Raw genomic sequence first — 26,630 nt, forward strand, 5'->3', positions numbered from 1 at the left:
CCCCCCCCCCCCCCCCCCCCCCCTACCGCGGTATGCCAAGACGGCAACCCCACGAGGCTAACCCAATGTCTTCAGACAGCTCTGCCGCGAAACAGTCGACGAAGGCGCCGCTGCGCCTTCCGCTGCACTGGCTCGGCGCGGCGCCCTTCGCGATCTTCGTCCTGCTGTTCCTGATCATGCCCACGATGCGCATCGTGATCGGCGCCTTCCAGACGCCGGAGGGCAGCTTCACGCTGGACAATATCCGCGGGCTGTTCACGACGTCGATCATGTCGGCCTACTGGATCTCCATCAAGATCTCCATCGCCTCCGCCCTCCTCGGCTGCCTGATCGGCTTTTCGGTCGCCGCCGCCGTGGTGCTCGGCGGCCTGCCGAAATGGATCCGCGGCCCGCTGCTGACCTTCTCGGGCGTCGCCTCGAACTTCGCGGGCGTCCCGCTCGCCTTCGCCTTCCTGGCGACCCTCGGCCCGGTCGGCCTCGTCACCGTGTTCCTGAAGACACAGCTCGGCATCGACCTGCGCGCGCTCGGCTTCAACATCCTCTCCTTCTGGGGGCTGACGGTCACCTACCTGTTCTTCCAGATCCCGCTGATGATCCTCATCATCACGCCCGCGCTCGACGGCCTCAAGCGCGAATGGCGCGAGGCGGCGCAGATCCTCGGCGCGACCAATGCGCAATATTGGCGCATGGTGGCCTTCCCGATCCTGCTGCCCTCCTTCCTCGGCACGCTCGCGCTGCTCTTCGCCAACGCCTTCGGCGCCGTCGCGACCGCAATCGCGCTCACCGGCTCCTCGCTCTCCATCGTGCCGATCCTGCTCTTCGCGCAGATCCGCGGCGACGTGCTCGGCAATCCCCATCTCGGCTATGCGCTGGCCTTCGGCATGATCGTCGTCACCGGCATCGCCAACACGATCTACATCTGGCTGCGCGCGCGCAGCGAAAGGTGGCTGAAATGAAGAAGTTCTGGGCCTGGGGCGCCCTCACCGTCGGGCTGCTCTACTTCATCCTGCCGCTCCTCGGCATGACGAACTTCTCGCTGAAGATGCGGCGCGGCGTCTATTCCTTCGACGCCTATGCGGTCGTGCTCGGCGATCCGCGCTTCCAGGAGACCTTCACCTATTCCGTCGTGATGGCACTGTTCACCATCGCCTTCGGGGTGCTCCTCGTCGTGCCGACGGCCTACTGGGTGCGCCTCAAGCTGCCGGGCCTGCGCCCCTATGTCGAGTTCGTCACGCTGCTGCCGCTGGTCATCCCGGCCATCGTCATCGTCTTCGGCTATATCCGGCTCTACAACACCTCGAGCTGGCTGCCGCTCACGGGTTCGATCACCGGCACCAACATCCTCCTGATGTTCGGCTATGCCACGCTGTCGCTGCCCTACATGTACCGCGCCGTCGACACGGGCCTTCGCTCCATCGACATCACCACGCTGACGGAGGCCGCCCAGAGCCTCGGCGCCGGCTGGACGACGATCCTCACCCGCATCATCCTGCCGAACGTGCTCGTCGCGGTCCTGTCGGGTGCCTTCCTGACCTTCGCCATCGTCATCGGCGAGTTCACCATGGCCGCCCTCCTCAACCGCCCGGCCTTCGGCCCCTACATGCAGCTTCTCGGCGCCAACCGGGCCTATGAGCCGGCCGCGCTCGCCGTGATCGCCTTCGCCATCACCTGGGGCTGCCTCGGCCTGATCCAGCTCGTCTCGCGCTTCCAGAAGGGCGCGCAAAGCCCCGTCTAAGGATTTTCCATGAGTTTCCTCACACTCTCCAGCATCCAGAAGTCCTTCGGCCCGGTGCAGGTCGTCAAGGACTTCAACATGGCCATCGAGAAGGGCGAGTTCATCTCCTTCCTCGGCCCGTCCGGCTGCGGCAAGACCACCATCCTGCGCATGATCGCCGGCTTCGAGACGCCCTCGGGCGGTACGATAACGATCAACGGCAAGAGCCAGGCGAACCTTCGCCCGAACCAGCGCAACATCGGCATGGTCTTCCAGGCCTATGCGCTCTTCCCGAACATGAACGTCGCGGAAAACGTCGCCTTCGGCCTCAAGGTCGCCGGGCGGCCAAAGGCCGAGATCGACGACCGCGTCAAGGAGATGCTCGGCCTCATCAAGCTCGACCATCTCGCCGACCGCTACCCCTACCAGATGTCCGGCGGCCAGCAGCAGCGCGTGGCGCTCGCCCGCGCGCTTGCCCCGAAGCCCCAGGTGCTCCTCCTCGACGAACCGCTCTCGGCCCTCGACGCCAAGATCCGCGTGTCGCTGCGCGAGGAGATCCGCATGATCCAGCAGCAGCTCGGCATCACCACGGTCTTCGTCACGCATGACCAGGAAGAGGCGCTGTCGATCTCCGACCGCATCGTGGTCATGAATGCCGGCAAGGCCGACCAGATCGGCACGCCCGCCGAGATCTACAACCGCCCCACCACCCGCTTCGTCGCCGGCTTCGTCGGCACGCTCAACCTCATCGAGGCCAAGGTGGTGGATGCGGCGGCGAACCGCGTCACCATCGGCGACCAGGGCGTGACGCTCCGCGAGCCCCTCGGCAACGCCAAGGCCGGCGACACGGTCTCGCTGGCGCTGCGCCCCGAGGCCGGCTCCATCGCCCCCGATGCCAAGGGCGACACCGCGCTTTCCGGCGAGGTCGTCTCCTCCAACTTCCTCGGCTCGGTCATCCGCACGCGCATGAAGGTCGGCGGCAGCGTCATCTCCTTCGACATGTTCAACAGCCCCGGCCTCGTACCGCCGGCCGTCGGCGAAACGGTGACGCTGCGCTTCACCGCCGGTGACCTCCTGGTCATCCACGACTGAACGCTCATTCCACACCTTGCCGAAGGCGTGGAAAAATCTGTCGTGAATCGTGGTTTTTGCGTCGCCCGCGGATTTGATCTGCGGGCGTTTGCCGTTTAGTCTCCCATCGTTCTCAGGGCGGGGCGAAATTCCCCACCGGCGGTATCCGGAGCGATCCGGGAGCCCGCGAGCGCCTTCCGCGAGGAAGGGTCAGCAGATCCGGTGCGATGCCGGAGCCGACGGTCACAGTCCGGATGGAAGAGAGCAAGCAGGAGGCCCGTTCCGCGATGGGCCGGCCTCGTGCGTGTTCGCCCAAGGGACCCGTTGAAAAATGGCTCAACCCTTGAAAGGCCAAGACATATGAATGCCAATGCCACCCCCTCCGCCCGCATCGCCGTCATCCGTGCCCGCTGGCACGCCGGCATCGTCGACCAGGCGGTCACGTCCTTCATCGCCGAATGGCAGGCCCTCGGCGGGCGTGCCGAAGACGTCGACGTGATCGACGTACCGGGCGCCCTCGAAATCCCGCTGCACGCCCAGCTTCTCGCGAAGACCGGCCGCTACTCGGCCATCCTCGGCGTCGCCCTTGTCGTCGACGGCGGCATCTACCGCCACGATTTCGTCGCCGGAACCGTGGTCGACGCCATCGTGCGCGTCGGCCTCGACACCGACGTGCCGGTGCTCTCGGCCGTGCTGACGCCGCACAATTTCCAGGAATCGGAGGCCCACATCGCCTTCTTTCGCGACCACTTCGTCATCAAGGGCAAGGAAGCCGCCCACGCCGCCCGCCAGATCCTCGACGCACGGGCACAGGTGGCGCTGGCGGCGGTTTCCTGAATCGGTTTCTCAAGAACCGGAATCGGCTCGTGAAAGCGAATCGATAAACCGCTGAAAAGACTCTGGAAGCCCGGCAGCGATGCCGGGCTTTTCCGCCCCCTCTCCTGCGTCTAAGCCTGCAAATTCTTCAGATAGATCGACAGCAACTGGATCTGCGACGAGATCCCCAGCTTGCGATAGACGTTCCGCCGGTGGACCTTCACCGTCCCCGTCGAAATATTCAGCTTGAGCCCGATCGATTCCGACGAATGCCCCTGCAGCACGAGCTCGATGATCGAGGCCTCGCGGTCGGTGAGGTTGAGCTTGCGCCAGACCTTGTCCGCCGCGCTCACCGGCTCGCTGCGCCGCCCGCGCCCCGGCCCCGCGAGCGCGAAGCGGTCGGCAAGGCCGTTCCAGACCTGGCGCACGAAGGCGGCGACGAAAGGTTCGGCATCCGCCAGCAGCGCGAATTCGGCGGCCGGGAAGACCCCCGTCTTCTCGCGCCGCATCAGCGAGACGACCACCGTCACGCCGTCGCCCGCCGGCACGAAGAAGCCCAGTTCCTCGGCCAGCCGCGTCTGCGAGTAGTAGGTGCGGTAGTATTCGCTGGAGAAGAAGCGGTCCGGCGCGAGCTCCCGCATGCGGAAGACGCCGGCCCGGCCCGCCCGCGCCGTGTGGTAGAACGGATCGAGCAGGTACGGCCCCACCTGATAAAGCGTCACGAAGATGTGGTAATCGTCCGCATCGAAGGTGCTGAAGAGGTCGATCGGCCGGGCCTTGTCGCGATAGGCGAAGATGACCATGTCGTCGAAGCGCACGAGCGCGCGCGTCATCGCCAGCAGGGCTTCGCCCGCCTGCCCGTCGGAGCGTTCCGCCGCATCCGTCCAGTCGGCGAGCGTGCGGAAGAGTGCCGTGAAATCGACCCGCATGGCGCTGATGCTCCCCCGATCCCCTTGCGGCGCACGTTTTTCGCCGCGCCGGGATATACTCCTTCCATAGCCGGTTTACGGATAAAATACCTCTCTCGGGGTATATACCGCCCACCGGCGGCTGACTAGCATCCTCCCCGACGGTGGCTAAAGCGGCATGAAGATCGCTTCGACGCAACAACCGCAGGGAACAGACGTGACATCCGCCTCCACGAACGACATCGAGTTCCGGTCGGTGACCAAGCGCTATGGCGCGGTGACCGCGGTCTCCGACATAAACCTTTCCGTGCCGAAGGGCGCCTTCGTCGCGCTGCTCGGCCCGTCCGGCTGCGGCAAGACGACCTGCCTTCGCATGATCGGCGGCTTCGAGCAGCCGAGCGAGGGCGAGGTGCTGATCGCCGGCAATGTCGCCAACGGCGTGCCGGCCTATCGCCGCCCGGTCAACATGGTGTTCCAGCAATATGCGCTCTTCCCGCATTTCGACGTGGAGAAGAACGTCGCCTACGGCCTGAAGCAGCTCCGCCCGCGGCTGCCGGCCGAAGAAATTTCCCGCCGCGTCGGCGAGGCGCTGGAGATGGTACGGCTTTCCGGCTTCGCCAGGCGCCGCATCCATGAAATGTCCGGCGGCCAGCAGCAGCGCGTGGCGCTCGCCCGCGCCCTCGTCAACAAGCCCTCCGTGCTTCTCCTCGACGAGCCGCTGGCGGCGCTCGACAAGAAGCTGCGCACCGCCATGCAGATCGAGCTGCAGACGCTCCAGCGCGACCTCGGCATCACCTTCGTGCTCGTCACCCACGACCAGGAGGAGGCGCTGTCGATGAGCGACCTCGTCTGCGTCATGAGCGCCGGCCGTATCCGCCAGCTCGCGACGCCCCAGGAGGTCTACGACCGTCCGGCCGATCTCTTCGTCGCCGATTTCGTCGGCAAGACCAACCGTTTCGACGGCACGCTGGAGGCCGGCGGCACCATCCGCCTCGGCAACGGCACGGCCCTGCCCGCCCCGCGCGGCGATCTTGCGCCGGGCGCCGTCACCGTTGCGCTCCGCCCGGAGGCGATCCGCCTTGCGCGCGGCGCGGCGGGCGCGACGACGCTGGAGGGCACCGTCACCCACCGCATCTTCCTCGGCTCGGCCGCCGAATACTCCATTGCCATCGACGGGCTGGGCGACCTCCTCGTCACCGCCGAACGCCATAACCAGTCGGAAAACGACCTCGTCGCGCCGGGCGAACGGGTCGCAATCAGCTTCGATCCCGGTACAGCGCATATCTTTCCGGCCTGAGGGGAAACAGGCCCCAAACACAAGGGAACAGTGTGATGTCGAAATGGTTCAGAGAGAATGCCCCGATCAGCGCCCATGAGCTGACGGAAGAATTCATGCGCCTGAAGCGCGGCTCCGTCACGCGCCGCCACTTCCTCGGCGTCACAGGCCTCGGCCTTGCCGCCGCCGTGCTCGCCCGCCAGCCCGGCCTCTTCAATTCGGCGGCCTACGCGCAGCAGGAAGACCTCGGCTCGGCCATGTCCATCGCCACCTGGCCGAACTACCACGACCCCGCGACCTTCGAGGCCTTCACCGCCGAGACGGGCGTCGCCGTCGAGGTCAACGTCTTCGGCTCGAACGAGGAGATGCTGGCCAAGCTCCAGGCCGGCGGCACCGGCTGGGACCTCTTCGTTCCCACCAACTACACGATCTCCACCTATGCCGGCCTCGGCCTGATCGACCCGCTCGACCTTTCCAGGGTGCCGAACTTCGACCAGAAGACCCAGAACACGCGCTTCACCAACGAGGGCACCGTCGACGGCAAGGTCTATGCGCTGCCGAAGAACTGGGGCACGACGGGCATCGCCGTCAATTCCGACAAGGTGAAGTCCAAGGTCACGAGCTGGAAGGAATTCTTCGAGATCGCCATGACCGAGGCGGACGGCCGCGCCATGGTGCACGACTACCAGCTCACCACCATCGGCAACGCCCTCGTCTCGCTCGGCTTCTCCTTCAACTCGGTCAAGCCCGAGGAACTCGCCAAGGCCGAGGAACTGCTGATCAAGGTCAAGCCGCACCTCTATGCCATCAACAGCGACTACCAGCCCTCCATGCGCGCCACCGACGCCTGGATGACCATGTGCTGGACCAACGACGGCGCGCAGCTCAACCGCGACATCCCGGAAATCCATTTCACGCTCGGCTCCGACGGCGGCGAGATCTGGTCGGACTTCTACGCCGTGCCGACGGCGGCCGCCAACAAGCCGGCCGGCTATGCGCTGCTCAACTACCTGATGGACCCGCAGCATGCGGTGAAGGAGCACATCGCCAACGGCGCGCCCACCACCGACAGCCGCGTCATCGCCCTGCTGCCGGCCGAGATCACCGGCAACAAGATCGTCTATCCGGACGAGGCCGCGCTGACCCCGCTGGAATTCGGCGCCGCCGTGACGCTCACCGACCCGGCGCGCGCAGAGCTGATGGCGCGGTTCAAGTCGGCGTAACGGAAAGGCCCCTGCCCACAAGCTGAAGGGGCTTAACCTGCCTTTCCCTTGGCGTTCGATTTTGAGCGATGAGCAGGCCTCCTGCCTTCTCCCCCCTTGTGGGGGAGATGCCGGCAGGCAGAGGGGGCGGCCCCGCGAAGCCGGGGCGTTACGGCAAGACCCCTCCCTAAATCCCTCCCCACAAGGGGGAGGGACTTAACAAGCAGCACTCTCAGCGTTCGACGTCGAACGGTGGGCGACCCTCGCAGAATTCGCAACAGGATCGATGCAATGCCCCTGACGACGACGGCGAAAAGACGGCTGGTGACGACGGCGCTGCTAGCGCCGGCCTCCCTCTGGCTGTTCGTCTTCCTGGTGCTGCCCTTCATCGCCATGGTGGTCTTCTCCGTCGGCGAGCGCGGACCGGCGGGCGGCTACCAGGCGGCCTTCACCTTTGCGCAATATGCCAACCTGCCGGCCCGTTCCGCCGCCTACTGGAACACGCTGATGCTGGCGCCGGTCGGCGCCTTCCTCTGCCTGCTGGTGGCCTATCCGACGGCCTATTACCTCGCCGTCAAGGCGAGCCCGCGCCACCGGCTGCTGCTGGTCTCGCTGGTCGTCGTGCCGTTCTGGACGAGCCTGCTGGTGCGCACCTATGCCTGGATGTACATCCTCGGCTCGCGCGGCATCCCGAACCTCCTCGACATGATCGGCATCGAGAACGTGCGCCTGCTCAACACGCCCGGCGCCGTGCTGCTCGGCATCGTCTACGGCTACCTGCCGCTGATGATCATGCCGATCTATGTCAGCCTCGAAAAGCTCGACCGCCGGCTGCTGGAGGCTTCGGCCGATCTCGGCGCAAAGCCCGTCTCGACCTTCTTCTCCGTGACCCTGCCGCTCTCGCTGCCGGGCGTCATGACGGGCGTCGCGCTCGTCACGATCCTGCTGCTCGGCGAGTATCTCATTCCGCAGCTTCTCGGCGGCGGCAAGGTCTTCTTCATCGGCAATGCGCTGGTCGACCTCTTCCTGCAATCGCGCAACTGGCCCTTCGGCTCGGCCATCGCCGTCACGCTGGTCGCCATCGTGGTCGTGGTGCTGATGGTCGCCATGCGCATCGCCTGGAAAATCTCCGGCACGAGACAGGTGGACCTCGTCTGATGCGCGCGCTGATAACCTCCGTCTACCTGTTCCTCTACGCGCCGATCGCGCTGGTCGTGCTGTTCTCCTTCAATGCGGGGCGCAATGCCAGCGAGTTCACCGGCTTCTCGACGCAATGGTACGGCAAGGCGCTCGCCAATCCGTTCCTCGTCGCCGCGTTGCAGAACAGCCTGATCATCGCGTTTACCAGCGCCACGCTCGCCGCCGTCTTCGGCACCATGGCCGCCCTTGGCCTGGAACGCCTCGGTGCACGCACCCGCGCCCTCTTCGACGGCCTGCTCGCCGCCGCCATCGTCGTGCCGGGCGTCGTCATCGGCATCGCGACGCTGGTCGCGCTCGTCGCGGTCTTCGGCGTCGTCAACCCGGCCATCGCGACCATCTGGCCCGGCGACAAGCCCCCGCAGCTCGGCCTCGGCTACGGCTCTATCATCGCCGCGCACGGCCTCTTCACCATGGCGCTCGTGACGATGATCGTGAAGGCGCGCATCGCCACGCTCGGGCGCGACATCGTCGAGGCCTCGGCCGATCTCTACGCCACGCCCCTCACCACCTTCCGCGATATCGTCCTGCCGCAGATCCTGCCCTCGGTGCTGGCCGGCTTCCTGCTCGCCTTCACCTTCTCCTTCGACGATTTCATCGTGGCCTTCTTCGTCGCGGGCTCCAAGACGACGCTGCCCATCTACGTCTTCGCCTCGATCCGCCGCGGCGTGACGCCGGAGGTCAACGCCATCGCAACGATGGTGCTGGTCGCCTCGCTCTTCCTCATCCTCGTCGCCCGCCTCCTCATGCGGGAAAAGAAAACGAAATCGCCTGCCGGAGAATAACAGATGATCCTGAAGAACCGCGTCGCCATCGTCACCGGGGCGGGCTCCGGCATCGGCCGGGCCGGCGCGCGCATCATGGCGCGCGAGGGCGCGACCGTCTGCGTCGCCGACCGCGACGAGACGCGGGCCGGCGAGACGGTCGACTTCATCCGCAGCGAAGGCGGCACGGCCGAGGTCGTCATCCTCGACGTCACCGACGACGTGGAGCTGAAGATGGCGATTGCCGGCGTGCTCTCCCGCCACGGCCGCATCGACATCCTGCACAACCACGCGGGCGCGCAGGTCGCCGGCGATCTCGAAAGCGTCCCGCTCGACGGGCTGGATCTTTCCTGGAACCTCAACGTGCGCGCCCATCTCATGGCCGCCCGCCTCGTCATGCCGGCCATGAAAGCGCAGGGAAAAGGCGTCATCCTCAACACCTCCTCTTCGTCCGGCGTCCTCTACGACCGCGAGATGATCGCCTATACGACGACCAAGCACGCCGTCATCGCCATGACGAAGCAGATGGCCGGCGACTATGCCCGCCACGGCATCCGCGTCAACGCGCTCTGCCCCGGCTGGGTGGACACACCCTTCAACGCCCCCTTCATCGACCAGATGGGCGGGCGCGGCGCCATCGAGGACTATATAAGGGAAAACGTGCCCATGGGCCGCTGGGCGAATGTCGAGGAGATCGCCGAACCGATCCTCTTCCTCGTCTCCGACCGGTCAAGCTACATGACCGGCCAGATTCTCGTGGTGGACGGCGGGGAGACCGTGGTCTAGTTCCGCTTAGCGCAATTCCGGACGCAAAACCGCTTCACACTTTTGCTGGAATTGCTCAGACGGACCCCATCCCGCCCTGATAGACGACGATGCGCGCGTGATAGGGCACGCGCTTGTAGAGATCGAGCACATCCTGGTTGATGAGCCGCACGCAGCCCGAGGAGACGGCCTTGCCGATGGACTTCCATTCCGGCGAGCCGTGCAGGCGGTAGAGCGTGTCCTGCCCGTTCTGGAAGATATAGAGCGCGCGGGCGCCGAGCGGGTTCTTGATGCCCGGGTCCATGCCGCCGTTCGCGACGGAATAGCGCGCAAGGCTCGGCTGGCGCCTGATCATGTCGTCCGGCACCTTCCAGCGCGGCCAGGGCTGGCGCCACTGGATGACGCCCTCGCCCTCCCAGGCAAAGCCGTCGCGGCCGATGCCGACGCCGTAGCGCATCGCCGTGCCGCCGGGTTCCACCACATAGAGGAAGCGGGCGGCCGTATCGACGACCACCGTGCCGGCCGGCTCGCCGGTCGGGTCCTTCACGCGCTGGCGGTAGTATCTCGGGTCGATTTCCTTGTAAGGGATCGCCGGGATGAGATGGCCGCCATCCTCGACGGCGGCGTAGCGCGCCGCCAGTTCCTCGTCCGTCGCCGGCACGATCGGATAGCTGACCTTCTGGGGAAGCGGGACGGCCCTGGTCGAGGTTTGCGTGGTTGCGCATCCTGCCAGCGTCGCGGCGGCGCCCAGGAAGAAGGCTCTGCGCGACAAAGTGCACACCGTAGGCATTCTCTATATCGACTCCAATGAAAACGTGTTGGAACCGATGGCTAGCCAAAGCAGGAAGGGGCTGGCAAGAAGCGGAGGCATCACATCTTCGGCATCCGCCCCGCGTATTCGCGGACCGATGCAAAGCGGCCACGCAAGACCATGCCGGAAGGACAGAACACGATGGCACCTGTGGAAATCGACCCCGCCCATGTCCGCGAATTCCCCGACCCGGAAAGCTTCCGCCGCTGGCTCTCGGAAAACCATGACAAGGCGCCGGAAGTCTGGATCCGGATCCACAAGCGCGCCTCGGGCTTCCCCTCCATCAACCCGGAGGAGGCGATCGAGGCCGTGCTCTGCTGGGGCTGGATCGACGGTATCCGCAAGGGGCTGGACGAAAGGAGCTTCCTCCAGCGTTACAGCCCGCGCGGCCGCAAGAGCGTCTGGAGCAGGAAGAACGTCGATACGGTCGGCCGGCTGATCGCGGAAGGCCGCATGACCGACCATGGCCTGAGGCACGTGGAGGCCGCCAAGGCCGACGGGCGTTGGGACAGGGCCTATGGCAGCGGCAAGGACCTGAAGATCCCGCCGGACCTCAAGGCCGCCATCGACGCGGAACCGGCCGCCGCCGAAATGCTCGGCAGGCTCACCGAGCAGAACCGCTTCGCCCTCGCCTTTCGCATCCACAATCTCAAGACGGACGCCGCGCGCAAGCGCAAGATCGAGACCTTCGTGGAGATGCTGAAGAAGGGCGAGACGATCTATCCGCAGAAGCGGAAGTGACGCCGGCCGTCTAGGGAAGATAGGCGAAAACGCCGGACGGCGCGCCGCCGAAAAGGGCCAGCGCACCCGAACCGGCAACCGCCAGGGCGAAGAAGCCGCCCGCCATCGTCGCGTTCTTCAGCAATTCGGTGATGTTTCCCCTATGGGCGTCATAGCCCGTGACGAGGCACCAGAGGCCGAGCAGGACGCCCGCCGTGCGCAGCGGATAACCGAGAACCACCGCCAGCCCGCCGACGAGCTCGCATACTCCGATCAGATAGGCGAAGAAGACGGCATCGGGGAGCCCCAGGGCCTGAAGCCCCGGCACCAGTTTTGCCTCGCCGCCCCGCAGCTTCAATATTCCCCATACGATAAACGGTATTCCAAGGAACAACCGCGCAATCAAAAGACCTTCGTCGTGCATATGGCTTTCTCCCCAGTTGGCCACCGCCGGCAGGCTCGGCATGAAGCATGGCTTCCGTGCTTCATGATGGAGCAAGGAGCATACCAGATGGAAGGGCCAGCATTTTCAAGCCGATAACGAAGAGCCGTGCGATGGAGCCGGACAATATGTTCGACAGCGAGCCGACAAATTGTCTGCGACGTCGCGAGAAAGCTGGCGGCGCATCGCGCGACGCCAAGCGGTCGCCGTCATCTTCCGGCTTTGATCCGCGGGCTGGACTGCCCCGTTTACGTGGACTGCCCGGCGAGCCAGTTGTGCCAGTCGTTCTCGCTGCCGGAGAAGACATTGAGGTCGATCTTGCCCGTCACGCCATGCGACAGGCCCGAGCCGGAATATTGCCAGAACAGCCAGCGGCGGTTCGGATAGCGCTGCGACGGGTGCGCGGCGACCGAGCGCAGCCAGAAGTGATAGTCCGTCAGCTCGCCCGACAGATTATCCTCGTAGAAGTCCGGCGCGGTATAGATGATCGGCCGCTTGCCGTAGTGCCGTTCCAGCATTTCGGCGAAGACGCGAATCTTCTCGACATATTTCGCACGCGACAGGCGCTTCTTGCAGGCGGAATCGCCGTTGTATTCGGCATCGATCACCGGCGGCAGCGCATCCGGGTCCTTCGGCACGTTGCGGATGAACCATTCGGCCTGCGAGCTTGCGACGCGGCACCAGTAGAAGAAGTGGTAGGCCCCGCGCCGGATGCCGGCTTCCTTGGCCTGGCGCCAGTTCTTCTGGAACATCGGATCGAGATGGTCGCCGCCGTCCGTCGCCTTGATGAAAGCGAAGTTGGCGCCCTGCGTGCGCAGCCGCATCCAGTCGATGTCGCCCTGCCAGCGCGAGACGTCGACGCCATGCACCTGATAGTGCCGCGGCGCGCGCTTGCCGAAATTGATCGGATGGGCATCGCGGAACTGCTGGCTGTAGACGCGCGAGCGCTTGCCGAGGCGCCGGGTCGGCATTTCGGCCATGGTCGCGGAATCGGCCGGGCGCTCGGAGGGAACGGCAGACTGCTTCGTCACCGTCTCGAAGACATGGGTTTCCGGGATGGGTCCGGCCCAGGCGAGCATTTCCTCCGCGTCGTCGGCCTTCACCTTGCTCTGGCCGACGGCCACTTCCGGCACCGGCCCGCCGCCCTTGGCGACGGAACTCGTGGTCTCGCGCGAGGGCTTGACCGCCAGCACCGTTTCCGGCGTCGCACTCGATGCGCAGCCGGCCAGGGAGGCGCAGCCGAGGAGGATCGCTGTCAGGACCGAAAGACGCATTGGCACTCGCACGCAAAACAAACCGAAGCCCCGCCCTTTCGACACATGGACGGAATTACTAACGGAAGATTACCGCGAAATGTTAAATACAATCTTTACGGCCGACCGTGACATTTCAGGCACTTAGGGCATTTCCGCTTTTCCTCGAATCGAGAAAATGCCCTAACTCTTTATTTCTACGCAATCCCGGACGCAAAACCGCTTCGCACTTTTGCTGGAATTGCTCTGGGTCCGCGTCTTCATCCTTTCGCGCCGGCCCGCAGCCGCCGCCGGGTCTCCGTCGGGCTTTCGTGATAGTGCGCGCGGTAGCTGCGCGAGAAGGCGGAGGAGGAGTTGAAGCCGGTGAGCGCGGCGATGTCGGCGAATTCCGCCTTGGTCTCGATCACCTTGCGCCGGGCAGCATTGAGGCGCAGCGCGAGATAATGCTGGTGCGGCGCGACGCCCATGGATTCCTGGAAGAGGTCCTGCAGGTGCCGCGCGCTGATGCCAATGCGCTTGGCAAGCTTTGCCAGCGTCAGCGGCGCGTCCACCGTCTCCTCCATCAGCCGCACCGCCTGGCTGACGCGCTGGTCGGCGACGCGCATGTTGCCGAGCGCCGGCACCTGCAGCAGCCCGCCGGTGCGCTCGTGCTCGTAGATGAAGAGCCGCGAGACCTCCAGCGCCAGCGAATAGCCCTGCCGGCGGCGGATGATCTCCAGCATGAGGTCGAGCGTCGGCAGCGAGCCGCCGGTGGTGATGCGCTTGCCGTCGATGACATAACGTTCGCGCATCACCGCGATCTGCGGGTAGCGCGAGGCGAATTCCTCCATGTCCTCCCAGTGGATCGTCACCGAATGGCCGTCGAGCAGGCTCGCCTCGGCAAGCAGCCAGCTTCCCGATTCGATGCCGGCCATGGCCGTGCGGTGGCGCGCCGTCTGCGAGAGCTGGCGGCGCAACAGGGATGTCGCACTCATCTGCCATTGATAGCTCGAAAGCACGAAGAGCGGCGCCGTCTCCCGCTCCGGCCGGAACGGTCCGTCGACGGGTACGGGAATGCGGCTGCGCGTCTCCACCGGCTCGCCATCCGGCGAGAAGATGCGCCAGCGGTAAAGCTCCTGCCCCGAGATGCGATTGGCGGCGCGCAGCGGCTCGATCACCGAGGCGACGAGGATGAGGTTCGTCTCGGGCAGCACCAGGATGTCGATGTCGAGCGTGTCGGAGGAGGGATCGAGCATGGTGGAAGCTTGGTCGCCCATCTCTCGAATTGTCAAGGATGGATCCGAAAAGTGAAAGCATTGCGCCTTCTCTTGGCTCGTAATGTCCGCAACGAGAATACCGGGAGAACGACAATGCCTCTTGCCATGAACCGTGACGTCTTCATCACCTGCGCCGTCACCGGCTCCGGCGACACCGCCGGCAAATCCCCTCACGTTCCACGCTCGCCCAAGGAGATCGCCGAATCCGCGATCGAGGCCGCGAAAGCCGGCGCCGCCGTCGTGCACTGCCATGTCCGCGATCCGGAAACCGGCGCCCCGAGCCGCCGCAACGATCTCTACCGCGAAGTCACCGAGCGCATCCGCGACGCAGAGGTCGACGTCGTCCTCAACCTCACCGCCGGCATGGGCGGCGACATGATCTTCGGCAACACCGAGCAGCCCCTGCCGCTGAACCCCGTCGGCACCGATATGGCCGGCGCCACCGAACGCGTTTCCCACGTCGCCGAATGTCTGCCGGAAATCTGCACGCTCGACTGCGGCACGATGAACTTCTCGCTCGGCGACTACGTGATGACCAACACGCCCTCCATGCTGCGCGCCATGGGCCGGATGATGACGGACCTCGGCGTCCGCCCCGAGATCGAGGCCTTCGACACCGGCCATCTCTGGTTCGCCAAGCAGCTCGTCGAGGAAGGCGTCATCGAGGATCCGGTGCTCATCCAGCTCTGCATGGGCATTCCGTGGGGCGCGCCGGATGATCTCAACACCTTCATGGCGATGGTCAACAACGTGCCCGCCAACTGGACCTTCTCCGCCTTCTCCATCGGCCGCAACGCCATGGCCTACCCGGCCGCGGCCATGCTTGCCGGCGGCAATGTCCGCGTCGGGCTGGAAGACAACCTCTACGTCGCCAAGGGCCAGCTCGCCACCAATGCGCAGCTCGTCGACAAGGCCGTCAACATCGTCGAAAGCATGGGCGCCCGCGTCATGGGCCCGGCGGAAGTGCGCGAGAAGCTGAAGCTGACGAAGCGCGCGCCGCGCGGCTGACCGGGCCGACCGGGTTGGGCTGCCCCTCACCCTAACCCTCTCCCCGTAAACGGGGAGAGGGAACTTGCCAAACGCAAGCGTGAAAATTGGGGAAACCGGCACGGCATATCCCTTCCCCCCGCCTGCGGGGAGAAGGTGGCGGCAGCCGGATGAGGGGCAGCGACACCCGCACACATAACGAATTGAGGGAACGCATGAGCACGACCACCATCAACAAGGCAGCCTGCGTCGGCGGCGGCGTCATCGGCGGCGCATGGGTCGCCCGCTTCGCACTCGCCGGCATCGACGTCAAGGTCTTCGACCCGCATCCGGAAGCCGAGCGCATCATCGGCGAGGTCATGGCCAATGCCGAGCGCGCCTACGGCATGCTCACCATGGCGCCCCTGCCGCCGAAGGGCAAGGTCACCTTCTGCAAGAGCATCGAAGAAGCCGTGCAAGACGCTGACTGGATTCAGGAAAGCGTTCCCGAGCGGCTGGAGCTGAAGCGCGGCGTCCTCACCCAGATCGACGCCGCCGCAAGGCCCGACGCCCTGATCGGCTCCTCCACCTCCGGCCTCATGCCGACCGATCTCCAGCGCGACATGAAGCATCCCGAGCGCCTCTTCGTCGCGCATCCCTATAACCCCGTCTACCTGCTGCCGCTCGCCGAGCTCGTCGGCGGCCAGAAGACGTCGCGCGCCGTGCTGGAAGACGCCAGGGCCAAGCTCGCCCCCATCGGCATGAAGGGCGTGATCATCAACAAGGAGATCGAGGCCTTCGTCGGCGACCGCCTGCTCGAAGCCGTCTGGCGCGAAGGCCTCTGGCTGATCAAGGACGACATCTGCGATACGGAAACGCTGGATGACGTGATCCGCTATTCCTTCGGCATGCGCTGGGCGCAGATGGGCATGTTCGAGACCTACCGCATCGCCGGCGGCGAAGCGGGCATGCGCCACTTCCTCGCCCAGTTCGGCCCCTGCCTCTCCTGGCCCTGGACCAAGCTCACCGACGTCGTAGACCTGAATGACGAACTGGTGGAGAAGATCGCGAACCAGTCCGACGCCCAGTCCGGCGCGCGCGGCATCCGCGAGCTGGAGCGCATCCGCGACCAGAACCTCGTCGGCATCATGCATGCGCTGAAGGCCGGCGACGAGGGGCGCGGCTGGGGTTCGGGTAAGCTGCTCGCCGAATTCGAGCAGCACCTATGGGCCAAGGCCGGCAAGGCAAAGGTCGAGGTCTCCGCCAGCGAAACGCTCCGTCTCGTCGACACCAGGGTCAATGCCGCCTGGGTCGACTACAACGGCCACATGACGGAACACCGCTATCTCCAGCTCTTCGGCGACACCTCCGATGCGCTGCTCCGCCTCATCGGCGTCGATTTCGCCTATGTCGAGGCCGGCCACAGCTACTACACGGTGGAAACCCACATCCGCCATCTCGGCGAAGCCAAGCTCGGCCAGGCGCTCTACACGACGCTCCAGCTGCTTTCCTCGGACAGGAAGCGCCTGCACTTCTTCACCCGCATCCACGACGCGGCGACCGGCGAGGTCATCGCGACGGCCGAGCAGATGATGGTCCATGTCGACTCGAAGGCCGGCAAGAGCGCCGATGCGCCTGCGGAGGTGCTGGCGAAAATCGCGCCGATTGCGGAGGCCCATGCGAAGCTGGCCGTGCCGGAGGGTGCGGGCCGCAGCGTCGGACAGAGGAACAAGTAGGGCGCGAGCCTCCACCCCCCTCTGCCCTGCCGGGCATCTCCCCCACAAGGGGGAGATCGGCTGGGGGCAAGGCGGTGCCACATCTCAATCTCCCCCCTTGTGGGGGAGATGCCCGGCAGGGCAGAGGGGGGTAGCCAAAGATGGCGCCTCCCGCAAAAGAAATACCGGGAGGACTTTCAATGAACTTCGCACTCACCGACGAACAGCAGATGATCGTGGACACCGTCCGCGCCTTCGTCGAAACGGAAATCTATCCGCACGAGAACGAGGTCGAGCGCACCGGCCATGTGCCGCCGGAACTCGGCCGGGAGATCGCCCGCAAGTGCAAGGAGATCGGCTTCTTCGGCTGCAACATGCCCGAGGAGGTCGGCGGCGCGGGCCTCGACCACACGTCCTTCACACTGGTCGAGCGCGAGCTCGGCCGCGGCTCCATGGCGCTGACGGTCTTCTTCGGTCGCCCCTCCGGCATCCTGATGGCCTGCAACGACGAACAGCGCGAACGCTACCTCCTGCCCGCCGTCAGCGGCGAGAAGTTCGATGCGCTGGCCATGACCGAGCCGGACGCCGGCTCGGACGTGCGCGGCATGAAGTGCTTTGCCCGCAAGGACGGCGACGACTGGGTCGTCAACGGCACCAAGCATTTCATCAGCCATGCCAACATCGCCGATTTCGTCATCGTCTTCATCGCCACCGGCGAGGAGGACACGCCGCGCGGCAGGAAGAAGCTCATCACCTGCTTCCTCGTCGATCGCGGCACGCCCGGCTTCGAGATCCGCGACGGCTACAATTCCGTCTCGCACCGCGGCTACAAGAACTGCATCCTCACCTTCGACGAATGCCGCCTGCCCTCCGCCCAGATCCTCGGCGAGGTGCACAAGGGCTTCGACATCGCCAACGACTGGCTCTACGCGACGCGCCTCACCGTCGCCGCCACCTCCGTCGGCCGGGCCCGCCGCGCCTTCGACTACGCGCTCAATTACGCCGCAGAACGCAAGCAGTTCGGCAAGCCGATCGGCGCGAACCAGGGCGTCTCCTTCAAGCTCGCCGACATGATCACCGAGATCGATGCCGCCGACCTCCTGACGCTGTCCGCCGCCTGGCGGCTCGACCAGGGCCTGCCGTCGAACCGCGAGATCGCCTCGGCCAAGGTCTACGCCACGGAAATGCTCGCCCGCGTCACCGACGAGGCGATCCAGATCTACGGCGGCATGGGCCTGATGGACGACCTGCCGCTCGCCCGCTTCTGGCGCGACGCCCGTGTTGAGCGCATCTGGGACGGGACGTCGGAGATCCAGCGGCACATCATCAGCCGCGACCTGCTGCGGCCGCTGGGGGCTTGAGGATGGCAGCGCTCACCGTGAATACCCCCCTCTGCCCTGCCGGGCATCTCCCCCTCAAGGGGGGAGATCGGCAGGTAGCAAGGGCTTCCCTTAAACCGCAACGCCCCCTTCAGGCAAAACGGCCCCCCATCCAATCTCCCCCCTTGAAGGGGAGATGCCCGGCAGGGCAGAGGGGGGTAACCGCGCGGGAGGCATCCCCGTGACCCGCTCCCTCGACCGCCTCATCCGCCCCAAATCCATCGCCGTCTTCGGCGGCAAGGAAGCCCGGCGGGTCATCCACCAGTGCGACAAGATGGGCTTTTCCGGCGATATCTGGCCGGTGCACCCGCGCGAGGACGAAATCCTCGGCCGCAAATGCTACCGCTCCGTCGCCGATCTTCCCGCCGCGCCGGACGCCTCCTTCGTCGGCGTCAACCGCGAGCTGACTATCGGCATCATCCGCGATCTTTCCGCACGCGGCGCGGGCGGCGCGGTCTGCTACGCCTCGGGCTTCCGCGAGGCCGTCAGCGAGCTTGCCGATGGCGACGATCTCCAGAAGGCGCTGGTGGACGCGGCCGGCGACATGCCGATCCTCGGCCCCAACTGCTACGGCTTCATCAATATGCTGGATGGCGCCCTGCTCTGGCCCGACCAGCACGGCATGCTGCGCATCGAGAAGGGCGTCGCCGTCCTCACGCAATCCTCCAACATCGCCTGCAACATCTCCATGCAGCAGCGCGGCCTGCCGCTCGCCTATATCCTGACCGCCGGCAACCAGGCGCAGACCGGCCTTGCCGACCTCGCCTCAGCCGTGCTCGAAGACCCGCGCGTCACCGCCGTCGGCCTCCATATCGAGGGCTTCGACAGCCTCGCCTCGCTGGAGCGCCTCGGCCTGCGCGCCCGCGAACTGAAGAAGCCCGTCGTCACGCTGAAGGTCGGCAAGTCGGAACAGGCGCAGCTTGCCACCGTCTCGCACACCGCCTCGCTCGCCGGCAACGACGCCGTCTCCTCGGCGCTGCTTTCCCGCCTCGGCATCGGCCGCGTCGAGACCCTGCCGGAACTGCTGGAGACCCTGAAGCTGCTGCATGTCGCAGGTCCCCTGCCGAGCCACGACATTTCCTCCATGTCCTGCTCGGGCGGCGAGGCCTCGCTGATGGCGGATGCCGGCGTGAAGCGGAAGGTCGTCTACCGCGACCTGAAGCCGGAGCAGCGCCAGCCGCTGCGCGAAACGCTCGGCCAGATGGTGACGATCTCCAACCCGCTCGACTACCACACCTTCGTCTGGGGCAACCGCGAGAAGCAGACGGCCGCCTTCACCACCATGATGCAGGGCGGCTACGCGCTGAACCTCGTGGTGCTCGACTTCCCCCGCCTCGACCGCTGCGACGCGGCCGACTGGATCACCACCTGCGAGGCCCTCATAGACGCGGCGCGCGCGACGGGAGAAAATGCCGGCATCGTCGCCAGCATGGGCGAGAACCTGCCGGAGGAGACCGCCGAGATGCTGATGCGCAACGGCGTCGTCCCCTTCTACGGCATCGAGGAGGCCCTGGCCGCCGCGGAGGCCGCCGCCGGCATCGGCGAAGCCTGGTCGCAGCCCCTCTCCGCCCCGCTGCTCAAGGCCCCGGCCGGCGAAGGCGAGGCGATCACGCTCACCGAGCACGAGGCCAAGCAGGCGCTCGCCGCCCACGGCATGCCGGTGCCGAAGGGCCTGACCGCCGCAACGGCGGAAGCCGCCGCGGACGCCGCCGAAACGCTCGGCTTCCCCGTCGTGCTCAAGGGCCTTGGCGTTGCGCACAAGACGGAGGCCGGCGCGGTGAAACTCAACCTCGCCAGCCGCGAGGCCGTCCTCGATGCGGCAAGGGCCATGGCCGGCGTCGCCTCGGGCTTCCTCGTGGAGAAGATGGTGGGCAGGCCCGTCGCCGAGCTCATCGTCGGCGCGATGCGCGATCCCGTCGCCGGCCCGGTCCTCACCATCGGCGCGGGCGGCATCCTCGTCGAACTGCTGGAGGATTCGGCGATCCTGACCCTGCCGGCCGACGAGAAGGCGATCCGCGCGGCGATTTCCGGCCTGAAGGTTGCAAAGCTGCTGAGCGGTTATCGCGGCGCGCCGAAGGGCGATATCGACGCCCTTGTCGCCGCCGTCGCATCAGCGGCATCCTATGTCGTTTCAAACGCTTCAATAATCGAAGAACTGGACGTTAATCCCATAATGGTGCTCCCCGCCGGCGACGGCGTCGTCGCGGCCGATGCACTGATCCGTCTGAGGAACCAATCATGACCGGACCGATACGACAGCGCCGCGAAGGCGGCATTCTCGAAGTCACGATCGATCGCCCCAAGGCGAACGCCATCGACCTTGCGACCAGCCGCATCATGGGCGAGGTCTTCGCCGGGTTCCGCGACGACGAGACCCTGCGCGTCGCCATCGTCACCGGCGAGGGAGAGAAATTCTTCTGTCCGGGATGGGACCTCAAGGCGGCCGCCGGCGGCGACGCCGTGGACGGCGACTACGGCATCGGCGGCTTCGGCGGCATGCAGGAGCTGCGCGACCTCAACAAGCCGATCATCGCGGCCGTCAACGGCATCTGCTGCGGCGGGGGCCTCGAGATCGCGCTTTCCACCGACCTCATCCTCGCCGCCGAGCACGCGACCTTCGCCCTGCCCGAGATCCGCTCCGGCACGGTGGCCGATGCCGCCTCGATCAAGCTGCCGAAGCGCATCCCCTATCACATCGCCATGGACATGCTGCTGACGGGCCGCTGGCTGGACGTCCAGGAGGCGCATCGCTGGGGCTTCGTCAACGAGATCCTGCCGGCGGACAGGCTGATGGACCGCGCCTGGGAGCTGGCGCGCCTCCTCGAAAGCGGCCCGCCGCTCGTCTATGCCGCCATCAAGGAAGTGGTGCGCGCGGCCGAGGGCGAGACCTTCCAGACGACGATGAACAGGATCACCAGGCGGCAGTTCCGCACGGTCGATATTCTCTATTCCAGCGAGGATCAGCTCGAGGGCGCGCGCGCCTTCGCGGAGAAGCGCGATCCCGTCTGGAAGGGACGCTAGGCGGCTTGGCCGGCGCGAGAAAGGAAGGAGATCAGGGAGAAGAATGATCCCGCGCCGGCATAAAAACCGGCCGCAAGGTTGCCTTACAGGCGAAAAACAGAAATTCTGCCAATCACAACGACAAATGCCCACCAAAGGGCCAGCGAAAGGGAACAGGGGAATGACTGATTACACCAAATACCTCACCGGCCAGGTCACGCTCGGCAAGATGAACCGCCGCGAGTTCATGGGCCGCGCCGCCGCCTTCGGCATCACGCTCGCCGCCGCCGGCACCCTCTTCGACACCGCCGCCAGGGCCCAGGAGCCCAAGCGCGGCGGCAACCTCAAGCTCGGTCTCGAAGGCGCCGCCGCCACGGATTCCAAGGACCCGGCCAAGGCGCTCTCGCAGTTCATGTTCGTCGTCGGCCGCAACTGGGGCGACATGCTCGTCGAATCCGAGCCGCTGACCGGCCAGCCCGTGCCGGCGCTCGCCGAATCCTGGGAGCCCTCCGCCGACGCCGCGACCTGGACCTTCAACATCCGCAAGGGCGTGAAATTCCACGACGGCAAGGAGCTGACCGTCGACGACGTCGTCAAGACCCTGCAGCGCCATACCGACGAGAAGTCGGAATCGGGCGCGCTCGGCGTCATGAAGTCGATCAAGGAGATCAAGGCCGACGGCGACAAGCTGGTGCTGGTGCTGACGGAAGGCAACGCCGACCTGCCGCTGCTCCTCACCGACTACCACCTCGTCATCCAGCCGAACGGCGGCCTCGACGATCCGAACGCGCAGATCGGCACCGGCCCCTACAAGGTGACGAGCTTCGAGGCCGGCGTTCGCGCCACCTTCGAGCGCAACAAGGACGACTGGCGCCAGGACCGCGGCTTCGTCGACACGATCGAGATGATCGCGATGAACGACGCGACCGCCCGCATCGCCGCCCTCTCCTCCGGCCAGGTGCACTATATCAACCGTGTCGATCCGAAGACCGTCGATCTCCTCAAGCGCGCACCGACCGTGGAAATCCTCTCCACCTCCGGCCGCGGCCACTATGTCTTCATCATGCATTGCAACACCGCGCCGTTCGACAACAACGACCTGCGCATGGCGCTGAAATACGCCATGGACCGCGAGACGATGCTGGAGAAGGTGCTCGGCGGCTACGGCAAGATCGGCAACGACTTCCCGATCAACGAGACCTATGCCCTCTTCCCGGAAGGCATCGAGCAGCGCGCCTATGACCCGGACAAGGCCGCCTTCCACTACAAGAAGTCGGGCCATAGCGGCTCGGTGCTGCTGCGCACCTCCGACGTCGCCTTCCCGGGCGCGGTCGACGCCGCCGTCCTCTACCAGGAGAGCGCCAAGAAGGCCGGCATCGAGATCGAGGTCAAGCGCGAGCCGGGCGACGGCTACTGGTCGAACGTCTGGAACGTCCAGCCCTTCTCCACCTCCTACTGGGGCGGCCGCCCGACGCAGGACCAGATGTATTCCACCGCCTATCTCTCGACGGCGGACTGGAACGACACGCGCTTCCAGCGCCCGGACTTCGACAAGATGCTGCTGGAAGCCCGCTCTGAGCTCGACGAGGCCAAGCGCAAGGACATGTACCGCACCATGGCCATGATGGTGCGTGACGAGGGCGGCCTGATCCTGCCGATGTTCAACGACTTCGTGAACGCCTGCGGCAAGAACGTGAAGGGCTATGTCCACGATATCGGCAACGACATGTCGAACGGCTATGTCGCAACCCGCGTCTGGCTTGACGCCTGATGACCGGCAGCGGACCGGCGCACGGTCCGGAGCTGACAGCGACGGCGGCTGCGGGCGAAGCCCCGCAGCCGGCCGGCGTTGCCGGGTCGGTTGCGTCCACCGGAAACCCAGCCGTCGAAGCTACGCCTTCGTCCTGGGCGAAACTCAGCAAACGCAGCCCGCTGGCTGCGCTCATCCTGCAACGCCTCGCGCTCAGCGTGGCCTTGCTCTTCGCCGTGTCGCTGATGATCTTCGGCGGCGTGGAAGCCCTGCCCGGCGACTTCGCGACGACCTATCTCGGCCAGTCCGCAACGCCGCAGGCCGTGGAAAACATCCGCAAGGACCTCGGCCTCGACCAGCCCGCCACAACCCGCTACTTCAAATGGCTCGGCGGCGCCGTTCAGGGTGACTTCGGAAAATCCTGGGCATCGAAGCAATCGGTCAGCGAGCAGATCGGCAAGCGCCTCGGCAATTCGCTGTTCCTCGCCTTCTTCGCGGCGATCATATCGGTGCCGCTCGCCGTCGGCCTCGGCATGCTCGCGGTGCAATACCGCAACCGACTGCCGGACAAGATCATAAACGTCATCTCGCTTGCGGCGATCTCGCTTCCCGAGTTCTTCGTCGGCTACCTGCTGATCCTGTTCTTCGCCGTGCAGATGGGCGTCGCGACCTTCCCCGCGACGGTCTACGACAGCATGACGCTCGGCCAGCGCCTGTCCGCCATCGCGCTGCCGACCGCCACCCTCGTCCTCGTCGTGCTCGCCCATATGATGCGCATGACGCGGGCGGCGATCCTCAACGTCATGTCCTCGGCCTATGTCGAGACGGCGGAGCTCAAGGGCCTCAGCGGCATCCGGATCATCGCCAAGCATGCGGCGCCGAACGCCGTGGCCCCGGTCATCAACGTCATCGCGCTCAACCTCGCCTATCTCGTGGTGGGCGTCGTGGTCGTGGAGGTGGTGTTCGTCTATCCCGGCATGGGCCAGTACATGGTCGACGCCGTGACGGTGCGCGACATGCCGGTCGTGCAGGCCTGCGGCCTGATCTTCGCCGCCTTCTACATCTTCCTCAACATGTTCGCCGATATCCTCGCGATTGTCGCGAACCCCAGATTGAGGCATCCGCGATGAGACTTTCCACCATCCCAATCAGCGCATGGATCGGCATAATCGGCATCGCCCTTGCCCTCTTTTGCGCCCTCTTCGCCCCCTTCATCGCGCCGCATGGCGAAAGCGAGATCGTCGGCTCCGTCTGGCAGCCGATGGGCGGCGACTACCTGCTCGGCACGGACAATCTCGGCCGCGACCTCTTCTCGCGGCTGATCTTCGGCGCCCGCACCACGATCTTCGTGGCGCTGGCGGCAACCGTGCTCTCCTTCTCGCTCGGCATGCTGCTGTCGTTCACGGCGGCGGTGACGGGCGGGTTCGTCGACCAGGCCTTCTCGCGCTTCAACGACCTGATGATGGCGATCCCGACGCTGATCTTCGCCCTCGTCGTGCTGGCCGTGCTGCCGCAGCAGCTCTGGATCCTCATCCTCGTCATGGCGGTCCTCGATTCGACGCGCGTCTACCGCATCGGCCGCGCCGTCGCGCTCGACGTGGCGGTGATGGAATTCGTGGAGGCGGCGCGTCTGCGCGGCGAAGGCACGGGCTGGATCATCTTCCGGGAGATCCTGCCCAACACGCTCTCGCCGCTGCTTGCCGAGTTCGGCCTGCGCTTCGCCTTCTCGATCCTGTTCCTCTCCACCCTCTCCTTCCTCGGCCTCGGCATCCAGCCGCCGGCGGCCGACTGGGGCGGCATGGTGAAGGACAACAAGGACGGCATCATCTTCGGCATCTCCGCCGCCCTCATTCCGGGCGGCGCCATCGCGGGGCTGGCGATCTGCGTCAACCTCGTCGTCGACTGGCTGATGAAACGCACCTCAAGCCTCAAGGGGGGACGCGGCGATGCCTGATCTTCTTTCCGTCCGCAACCTCAGGATCGAGGCGACGAGCTATCCGCCGGGCGAACCGCCGAGAACCGTCACCCTCGTCGAAGGCGTGAACTTCGACGTCGAAAAGGGCAAGGTGCTCGGCCTCATCGGCGAATCGGGTGCCGGCAAGTCCACCATCGGCCTCACCGCGCTCGCCTACGGGCGCGGCGGGGTGCGCATCACCGGCGGCGAGGTGAAGCTCAACGGCGAGGACCTCCTGAAGCTCTCGCCGTCGGGCATCCGCAAGGTGCGCGGCGCGAAGGTCTGCTACGTCGCCCAATCCGCGGCCGCGGCCTTCAACCCCGCCCACCGGCTCGGCGAGCAGGTGATCGAGGCCTCGCTGAAGCACGGCATCATGAGCCGGGCGGATGCGGAAAAGCGCGCGCTCTACCTCTTCAAGGTGCTCGGCCTGCCGAACCCGGAGACCTTCGGCCAGCGATACCCGCACCAGGTCTCCGGCGGCCAGCTCCAGCGCGCCATGACCGCCATGGCGCTCTGCCCCAATCCCGAGCTGATCGTCTTCGACGAGCCGACCACCGCGCTCGACGTGACGACGCAGATCGACGTGCTCGCCGCCATCAAGCATGCCATCGAGGAGACGCACACCGCCGCGATCTACATCACCCACGACCTTGCCGTCGTGGCGCAGATCACGGACGACATCCTCGTGCTCCGCCACGGCAAGGTGGTGGAATACGGCTCGGTGCAGCAGATCATCGAGGCGCCGACGCAGGACTATACCCGTGCCCTCGTCAACGTGCGCGGCACCGGCCGGGACGAGGCGCCCGACCAGTCGGACACGCTGCTGAAGGTGGAGAATGTCACCGCCGGCTACTCCAACGGCTTCAAGGTGCTGCAGGACGTCTCGCTGCACCTGCCGAAGGGCCAGACGCTGGCGGTGGTGGGCGAATCCGGCTCGGGCAAGTCCACCCTCGCCCGCGTCATCACCGGCCTGCTCCCGCCGCAGGAGGGCACGATCAGCTTCGACGGCAAGCCCCTGCCGAAGGCGCTGAAGGGCCGGTCGAACGACGAGCTGCGCCGCATCCAGATGATCTACCAGATGGCCGACACCGCGATGAACCCGCGCCAGACGGTGCGCGACATCATCGGCCGCCCCCTCACCTTCTATTACGGCCTGCGCGGCCGGGAGAAGACCGAGCGGGTGAAGGAACTGCTGGAGCAGATCGAGATGGGCGGCCGCTTCGCCGACCGCTATCCGGCCGAGCTTTCCGGCGGCCAGAAGCAGCGCGTCGCCATCGCAAGGGCGCTGGCGGCCAAGCCCGAGCTCATCCTCTGCGACGAGCCGACCTCCGCGCTCGACCCGCTGGTGGCCGAGGGCATCCTGAAGCTCCTCCTGAAGCTGCAGGAGGAAACGCATGTCTCCTACATGTTCATCACCCACGACATCGCCATCGTGCGCGCCATCGCCGACAGCGTGGCCGTGATGCACCGGGGACGCCTCGTGCGCTTTGGGCCCAAGTCGAAGGTGCTCTCGCCGCCCTTCGACGATTATACGGACCTCTTGCTGAAATCCGTTCCCGAAATGGAGATCGGCTGGCTGGAACGGGTGCTGACGACACGGCGCATGGAAAGCGCCGGGAATTGACGGAAGCGGGGGGGGTGGGGGGGGCGAGAAAAGAACGGACAAAAAAA

24 protein-coding genes and 1 riboswitch are annotated in these 26,630 nt (G+C 66.0%); of the genes, 19 read left to right on the forward strand and 5 right to left on the reverse strand.

What is annotated here, in order from left to right; all coding sequences use genetic code 11:
* The first annotated feature begins 65 nt into the window (after positions 1-65).
* The 4 genes from ACZ1A1_RS24410 to ACZ1A1_RS24425 all read left to right on the forward strand — a co-directional run bounded on the left by ACZ1A1_RS24410 (position 66) and on the right by ACZ1A1_RS24425 (position 3,622).
* The gene (locus tag ACZ1A1_RS24410) at positions 66-956 is read left to right on the forward strand and encodes an ABC transporter permease (protein ID WP_313192717.1); all 891 of its coding nucleotides are present in this window, start codon (positions 66-68) and stop codon (positions 954-956) included.
* Positions 953-1,735, forward strand: a complete 783-nt coding sequence (locus ACZ1A1_RS24415) for an ABC transporter permease (RefSeq protein WP_313192716.1) — start codon at positions 953-955, stop codon at positions 1,733-1,735. The genes ACZ1A1_RS24410 and ACZ1A1_RS24415 overlap by 4 nt, the downstream gene beginning before the upstream one ends.
* A 9-nt stretch (positions 1,736-1,744) precedes the next feature.
* Positions 1,745-2,806, forward strand: a complete 1,062-nt coding sequence (locus ACZ1A1_RS24420) for an ABC transporter ATP-binding protein (protein WP_313192715.1) — start codon at positions 1,745-1,747, stop codon at positions 2,804-2,806.
* Positions 2,807-2,910: 104 nt separating this feature from the next.
* Positions 2,911-3,055, forward strand: a riboswitch (FMN riboswitch).
* 90 nt (positions 3,056-3,145) lie between these two features.
* On the forward strand, positions 3,146-3,622 hold the full coding sequence (locus ACZ1A1_RS24425) for a 6,7-dimethyl-8-ribityllumazine synthase (RefSeq protein WP_463621986.1): 477 nt from the start codon (positions 3,146-3,148) through the stop codon (positions 3,620-3,622).
* Positions 3,623-3,732: 110 nt separating this feature from the next.
* Here ACZ1A1_RS24425 and ACZ1A1_RS24430 read toward each other — a convergent pair whose 3' ends face one another.
* Positions 3,733-4,530 carry a helix-turn-helix transcriptional regulator gene (locus ACZ1A1_RS24430; protein WP_463621987.1) on the reverse strand — a complete coding sequence of 266 codons (798 nt, stop codon included), beginning with the start codon at positions 4,528-4,530 and terminating at the stop codon, positions 3,733-3,735.
* 196 nt (positions 4,531-4,726) lie between these two features.
* Between ACZ1A1_RS24430 and ACZ1A1_RS24435 the strand changes: the two genes are divergently transcribed.
* The 5 genes from ACZ1A1_RS24435 to ACZ1A1_RS24455 all read left to right on the forward strand — a co-directional run bounded on the left by ACZ1A1_RS24435 (position 4,727) and on the right by ACZ1A1_RS24455 (position 9,734).
* Complete coding sequence (locus ACZ1A1_RS24435) at positions 4,727-5,806, forward strand: ABC transporter ATP-binding protein (RefSeq protein ID WP_463621988.1); 1,080 nt, start codon at positions 4,727-4,729, stop codon at positions 5,804-5,806.
* Positions 5,807-5,841: 35 nt separating this feature from the next.
* Positions 5,842-7,008, forward strand: coding sequence for a polyamine ABC transporter substrate-binding protein (locus tag ACZ1A1_RS24440; RefSeq protein ID WP_463621989.1), 1,167 nt, complete (start codon positions 5,842-5,844; stop codon positions 7,006-7,008).
* Positions 7,009-7,278: 270 nt separating this feature from the next.
* On the forward strand, positions 7,279-8,145 hold the full coding sequence (locus tag ACZ1A1_RS24445) for an ABC transporter permease (RefSeq protein ID WP_119257147.1): 867 nt from the start codon (positions 7,279-7,281) through the stop codon (positions 8,143-8,145).
* Positions 8,145-8,969 carry an ABC transporter permease gene (locus ACZ1A1_RS24450; RefSeq protein ID WP_415213418.1) on the forward strand — a complete coding sequence of 275 codons (825 nt, stop codon included), beginning with the start codon at positions 8,145-8,147 and terminating at the stop codon, positions 8,967-8,969. Before ACZ1A1_RS24445 ends, ACZ1A1_RS24450 begins: the two co-directional genes overlap by 1 nt.
* Positions 8,970-8,972: 3 nt before the next feature.
* Positions 8,973-9,734, forward strand: coding sequence for an SDR family NAD(P)-dependent oxidoreductase (locus ACZ1A1_RS24455; RefSeq protein WP_463621990.1), 762 nt, complete (start codon positions 8,973-8,975; stop codon positions 9,732-9,734).
* A gap of 55 nt (positions 9,735-9,789) precedes the next feature.
* On the opposite strand, the gene ACZ1A1_RS24460 is transcribed toward ACZ1A1_RS24455, so the two are convergent.
* Positions 9,790-10,503, reverse strand: coding sequence for a L,D-transpeptidase (locus tag ACZ1A1_RS24460; RefSeq protein ID WP_415213420.1), 714 nt, complete (start codon positions 10,501-10,503; stop codon positions 9,790-9,792).
* Positions 10,504-10,665: 162 nt separating this feature from the next.
* Here ACZ1A1_RS24460 and ACZ1A1_RS24465 point away from each other — a divergent pair, with 162 nt between their 5' ends.
* Positions 10,666-11,265 carry a YdeI/OmpD-associated family protein gene (locus ACZ1A1_RS24465; RefSeq protein ID WP_463621991.1) on the forward strand — a complete coding sequence of 200 codons (600 nt, stop codon included), beginning with the start codon at positions 10,666-10,668 and terminating at the stop codon, positions 11,263-11,265.
* Between the two features lie 10 nt (positions 11,266-11,275).
* Here the strand turns inward: ACZ1A1_RS24465 and ACZ1A1_RS24470 are convergent, their stop codons facing one another.
* From ACZ1A1_RS24470 to ACZ1A1_RS24480, 3 genes are all read right to left on the reverse strand, one after another.
* On the reverse strand, positions 11,276-11,710 hold the full coding sequence (locus ACZ1A1_RS24470) for a DoxX family protein (protein WP_463621992.1): 435 nt from the start codon (positions 11,708-11,710) through the stop codon (positions 11,276-11,278).
* Between the two features lie 224 nt (positions 11,711-11,934).
* A complete protein-coding gene (locus ACZ1A1_RS24475) occupies positions 11,935-12,960 on the reverse strand; it encodes a glycoside hydrolase family 25 protein (protein ID WP_415213423.1) in 1,026 nt (341 codons plus the stop codon).
* Between the two features lie 239 nt (positions 12,961-13,199).
* The gene (locus ACZ1A1_RS24480) at positions 13,200-14,174 is read right to left on the reverse strand and encodes a GlxA family transcriptional regulator (protein WP_463622003.1); all 975 of its coding nucleotides are present in this window, start codon (positions 14,172-14,174) and stop codon (positions 13,200-13,202) included.
* A 114-nt stretch (positions 14,175-14,288) separates the two neighbouring features.
* Here ACZ1A1_RS24480 and bcoG point away from each other — a divergent pair, with 114 nt between their 5' ends.
* The 9 genes from bcoG (at position 14,289) to ACZ1A1_RS24525 (ending at position 26,583) form a co-directional block, all read left to right on the forward strand.
* A complete protein-coding gene (gene bcoG, locus ACZ1A1_RS24485) occupies positions 14,289-15,203 on the forward strand; it encodes a 3-dehydrocarnitine:acetyl-CoA trimethylamine transferase BcoG (RefSeq protein ID WP_463621993.1) in 915 nt (304 codons plus the stop codon).
* Between the two features lie 194 nt (positions 15,204-15,397).
* Positions 15,398-16,897, forward strand: coding sequence for a carnitine 3-dehydrogenase (locus ACZ1A1_RS24490; protein ID WP_463621994.1), 1,500 nt, complete (start codon positions 15,398-15,400; stop codon positions 16,895-16,897).
* A 179-nt stretch (positions 16,898-17,076) separates the two neighbouring features.
* On the forward strand, positions 17,077-18,237 hold the full coding sequence (locus ACZ1A1_RS24495) for an acyl-CoA dehydrogenase family protein (protein ID WP_463621995.1): 1,161 nt from the start codon (positions 17,077-17,079) through the stop codon (positions 18,235-18,237).
* Between the two features lie 154 nt (positions 18,238-18,391).
* A complete protein-coding gene (locus ACZ1A1_RS24500) occupies positions 18,392-20,497 on the forward strand; it encodes an acetate--CoA ligase family protein (protein WP_463621997.1) in 2,106 nt (701 codons plus the stop codon).
* Entirely contained in the window at positions 20,494-21,276 is a 783-nt protein-coding gene (locus ACZ1A1_RS24505) for a carnitinyl-CoA dehydratase (protein ID WP_463621998.1), read from the forward strand. The genes ACZ1A1_RS24500 and ACZ1A1_RS24505 overlap by 4 nt, the downstream gene beginning before the upstream one ends.
* A gap of 160 nt (positions 21,277-21,436) precedes the next feature.
* Positions 21,437-23,026, forward strand: coding sequence for an ABC transporter substrate-binding protein (locus ACZ1A1_RS24510; RefSeq protein ID WP_463621999.1), 1,590 nt, complete (start codon positions 21,437-21,439; stop codon positions 23,024-23,026).
* The gene (locus tag ACZ1A1_RS24515; RefSeq protein ID WP_463622000.1) at positions 23,026-24,135 is read left to right on the forward strand and encodes an ABC transporter permease; all 1,110 of its coding nucleotides are present in this window, start codon (positions 23,026-23,028) and stop codon (positions 24,133-24,135) included. The genes ACZ1A1_RS24510 and ACZ1A1_RS24515 overlap by 1 nt, the downstream gene beginning before the upstream one ends.
* Positions 24,132-24,959 carry an ABC transporter permease gene (locus ACZ1A1_RS24520; RefSeq protein ID WP_463622001.1) on the forward strand — a complete coding sequence of 276 codons (828 nt, stop codon included), beginning with the start codon at positions 24,132-24,134 and terminating at the stop codon, positions 24,957-24,959. Before ACZ1A1_RS24515 ends, ACZ1A1_RS24520 begins: the two co-directional genes overlap by 4 nt.
* On the forward strand, positions 24,952-26,583 hold the full coding sequence (locus tag ACZ1A1_RS24525; protein ID WP_463622002.1) for an ABC transporter ATP-binding protein: 1,632 nt from the start codon (positions 24,952-24,954) through the stop codon (positions 26,581-26,583). The genes ACZ1A1_RS24520 and ACZ1A1_RS24525 overlap by 8 nt, the downstream gene beginning before the upstream one ends.
* The last annotated feature ends 47 nt before the right edge of the window (positions 26,584-26,630 follow it).

The sequence above is a fragment of the Shinella sp. R2-11 genome, assembly GCF_055330205.1.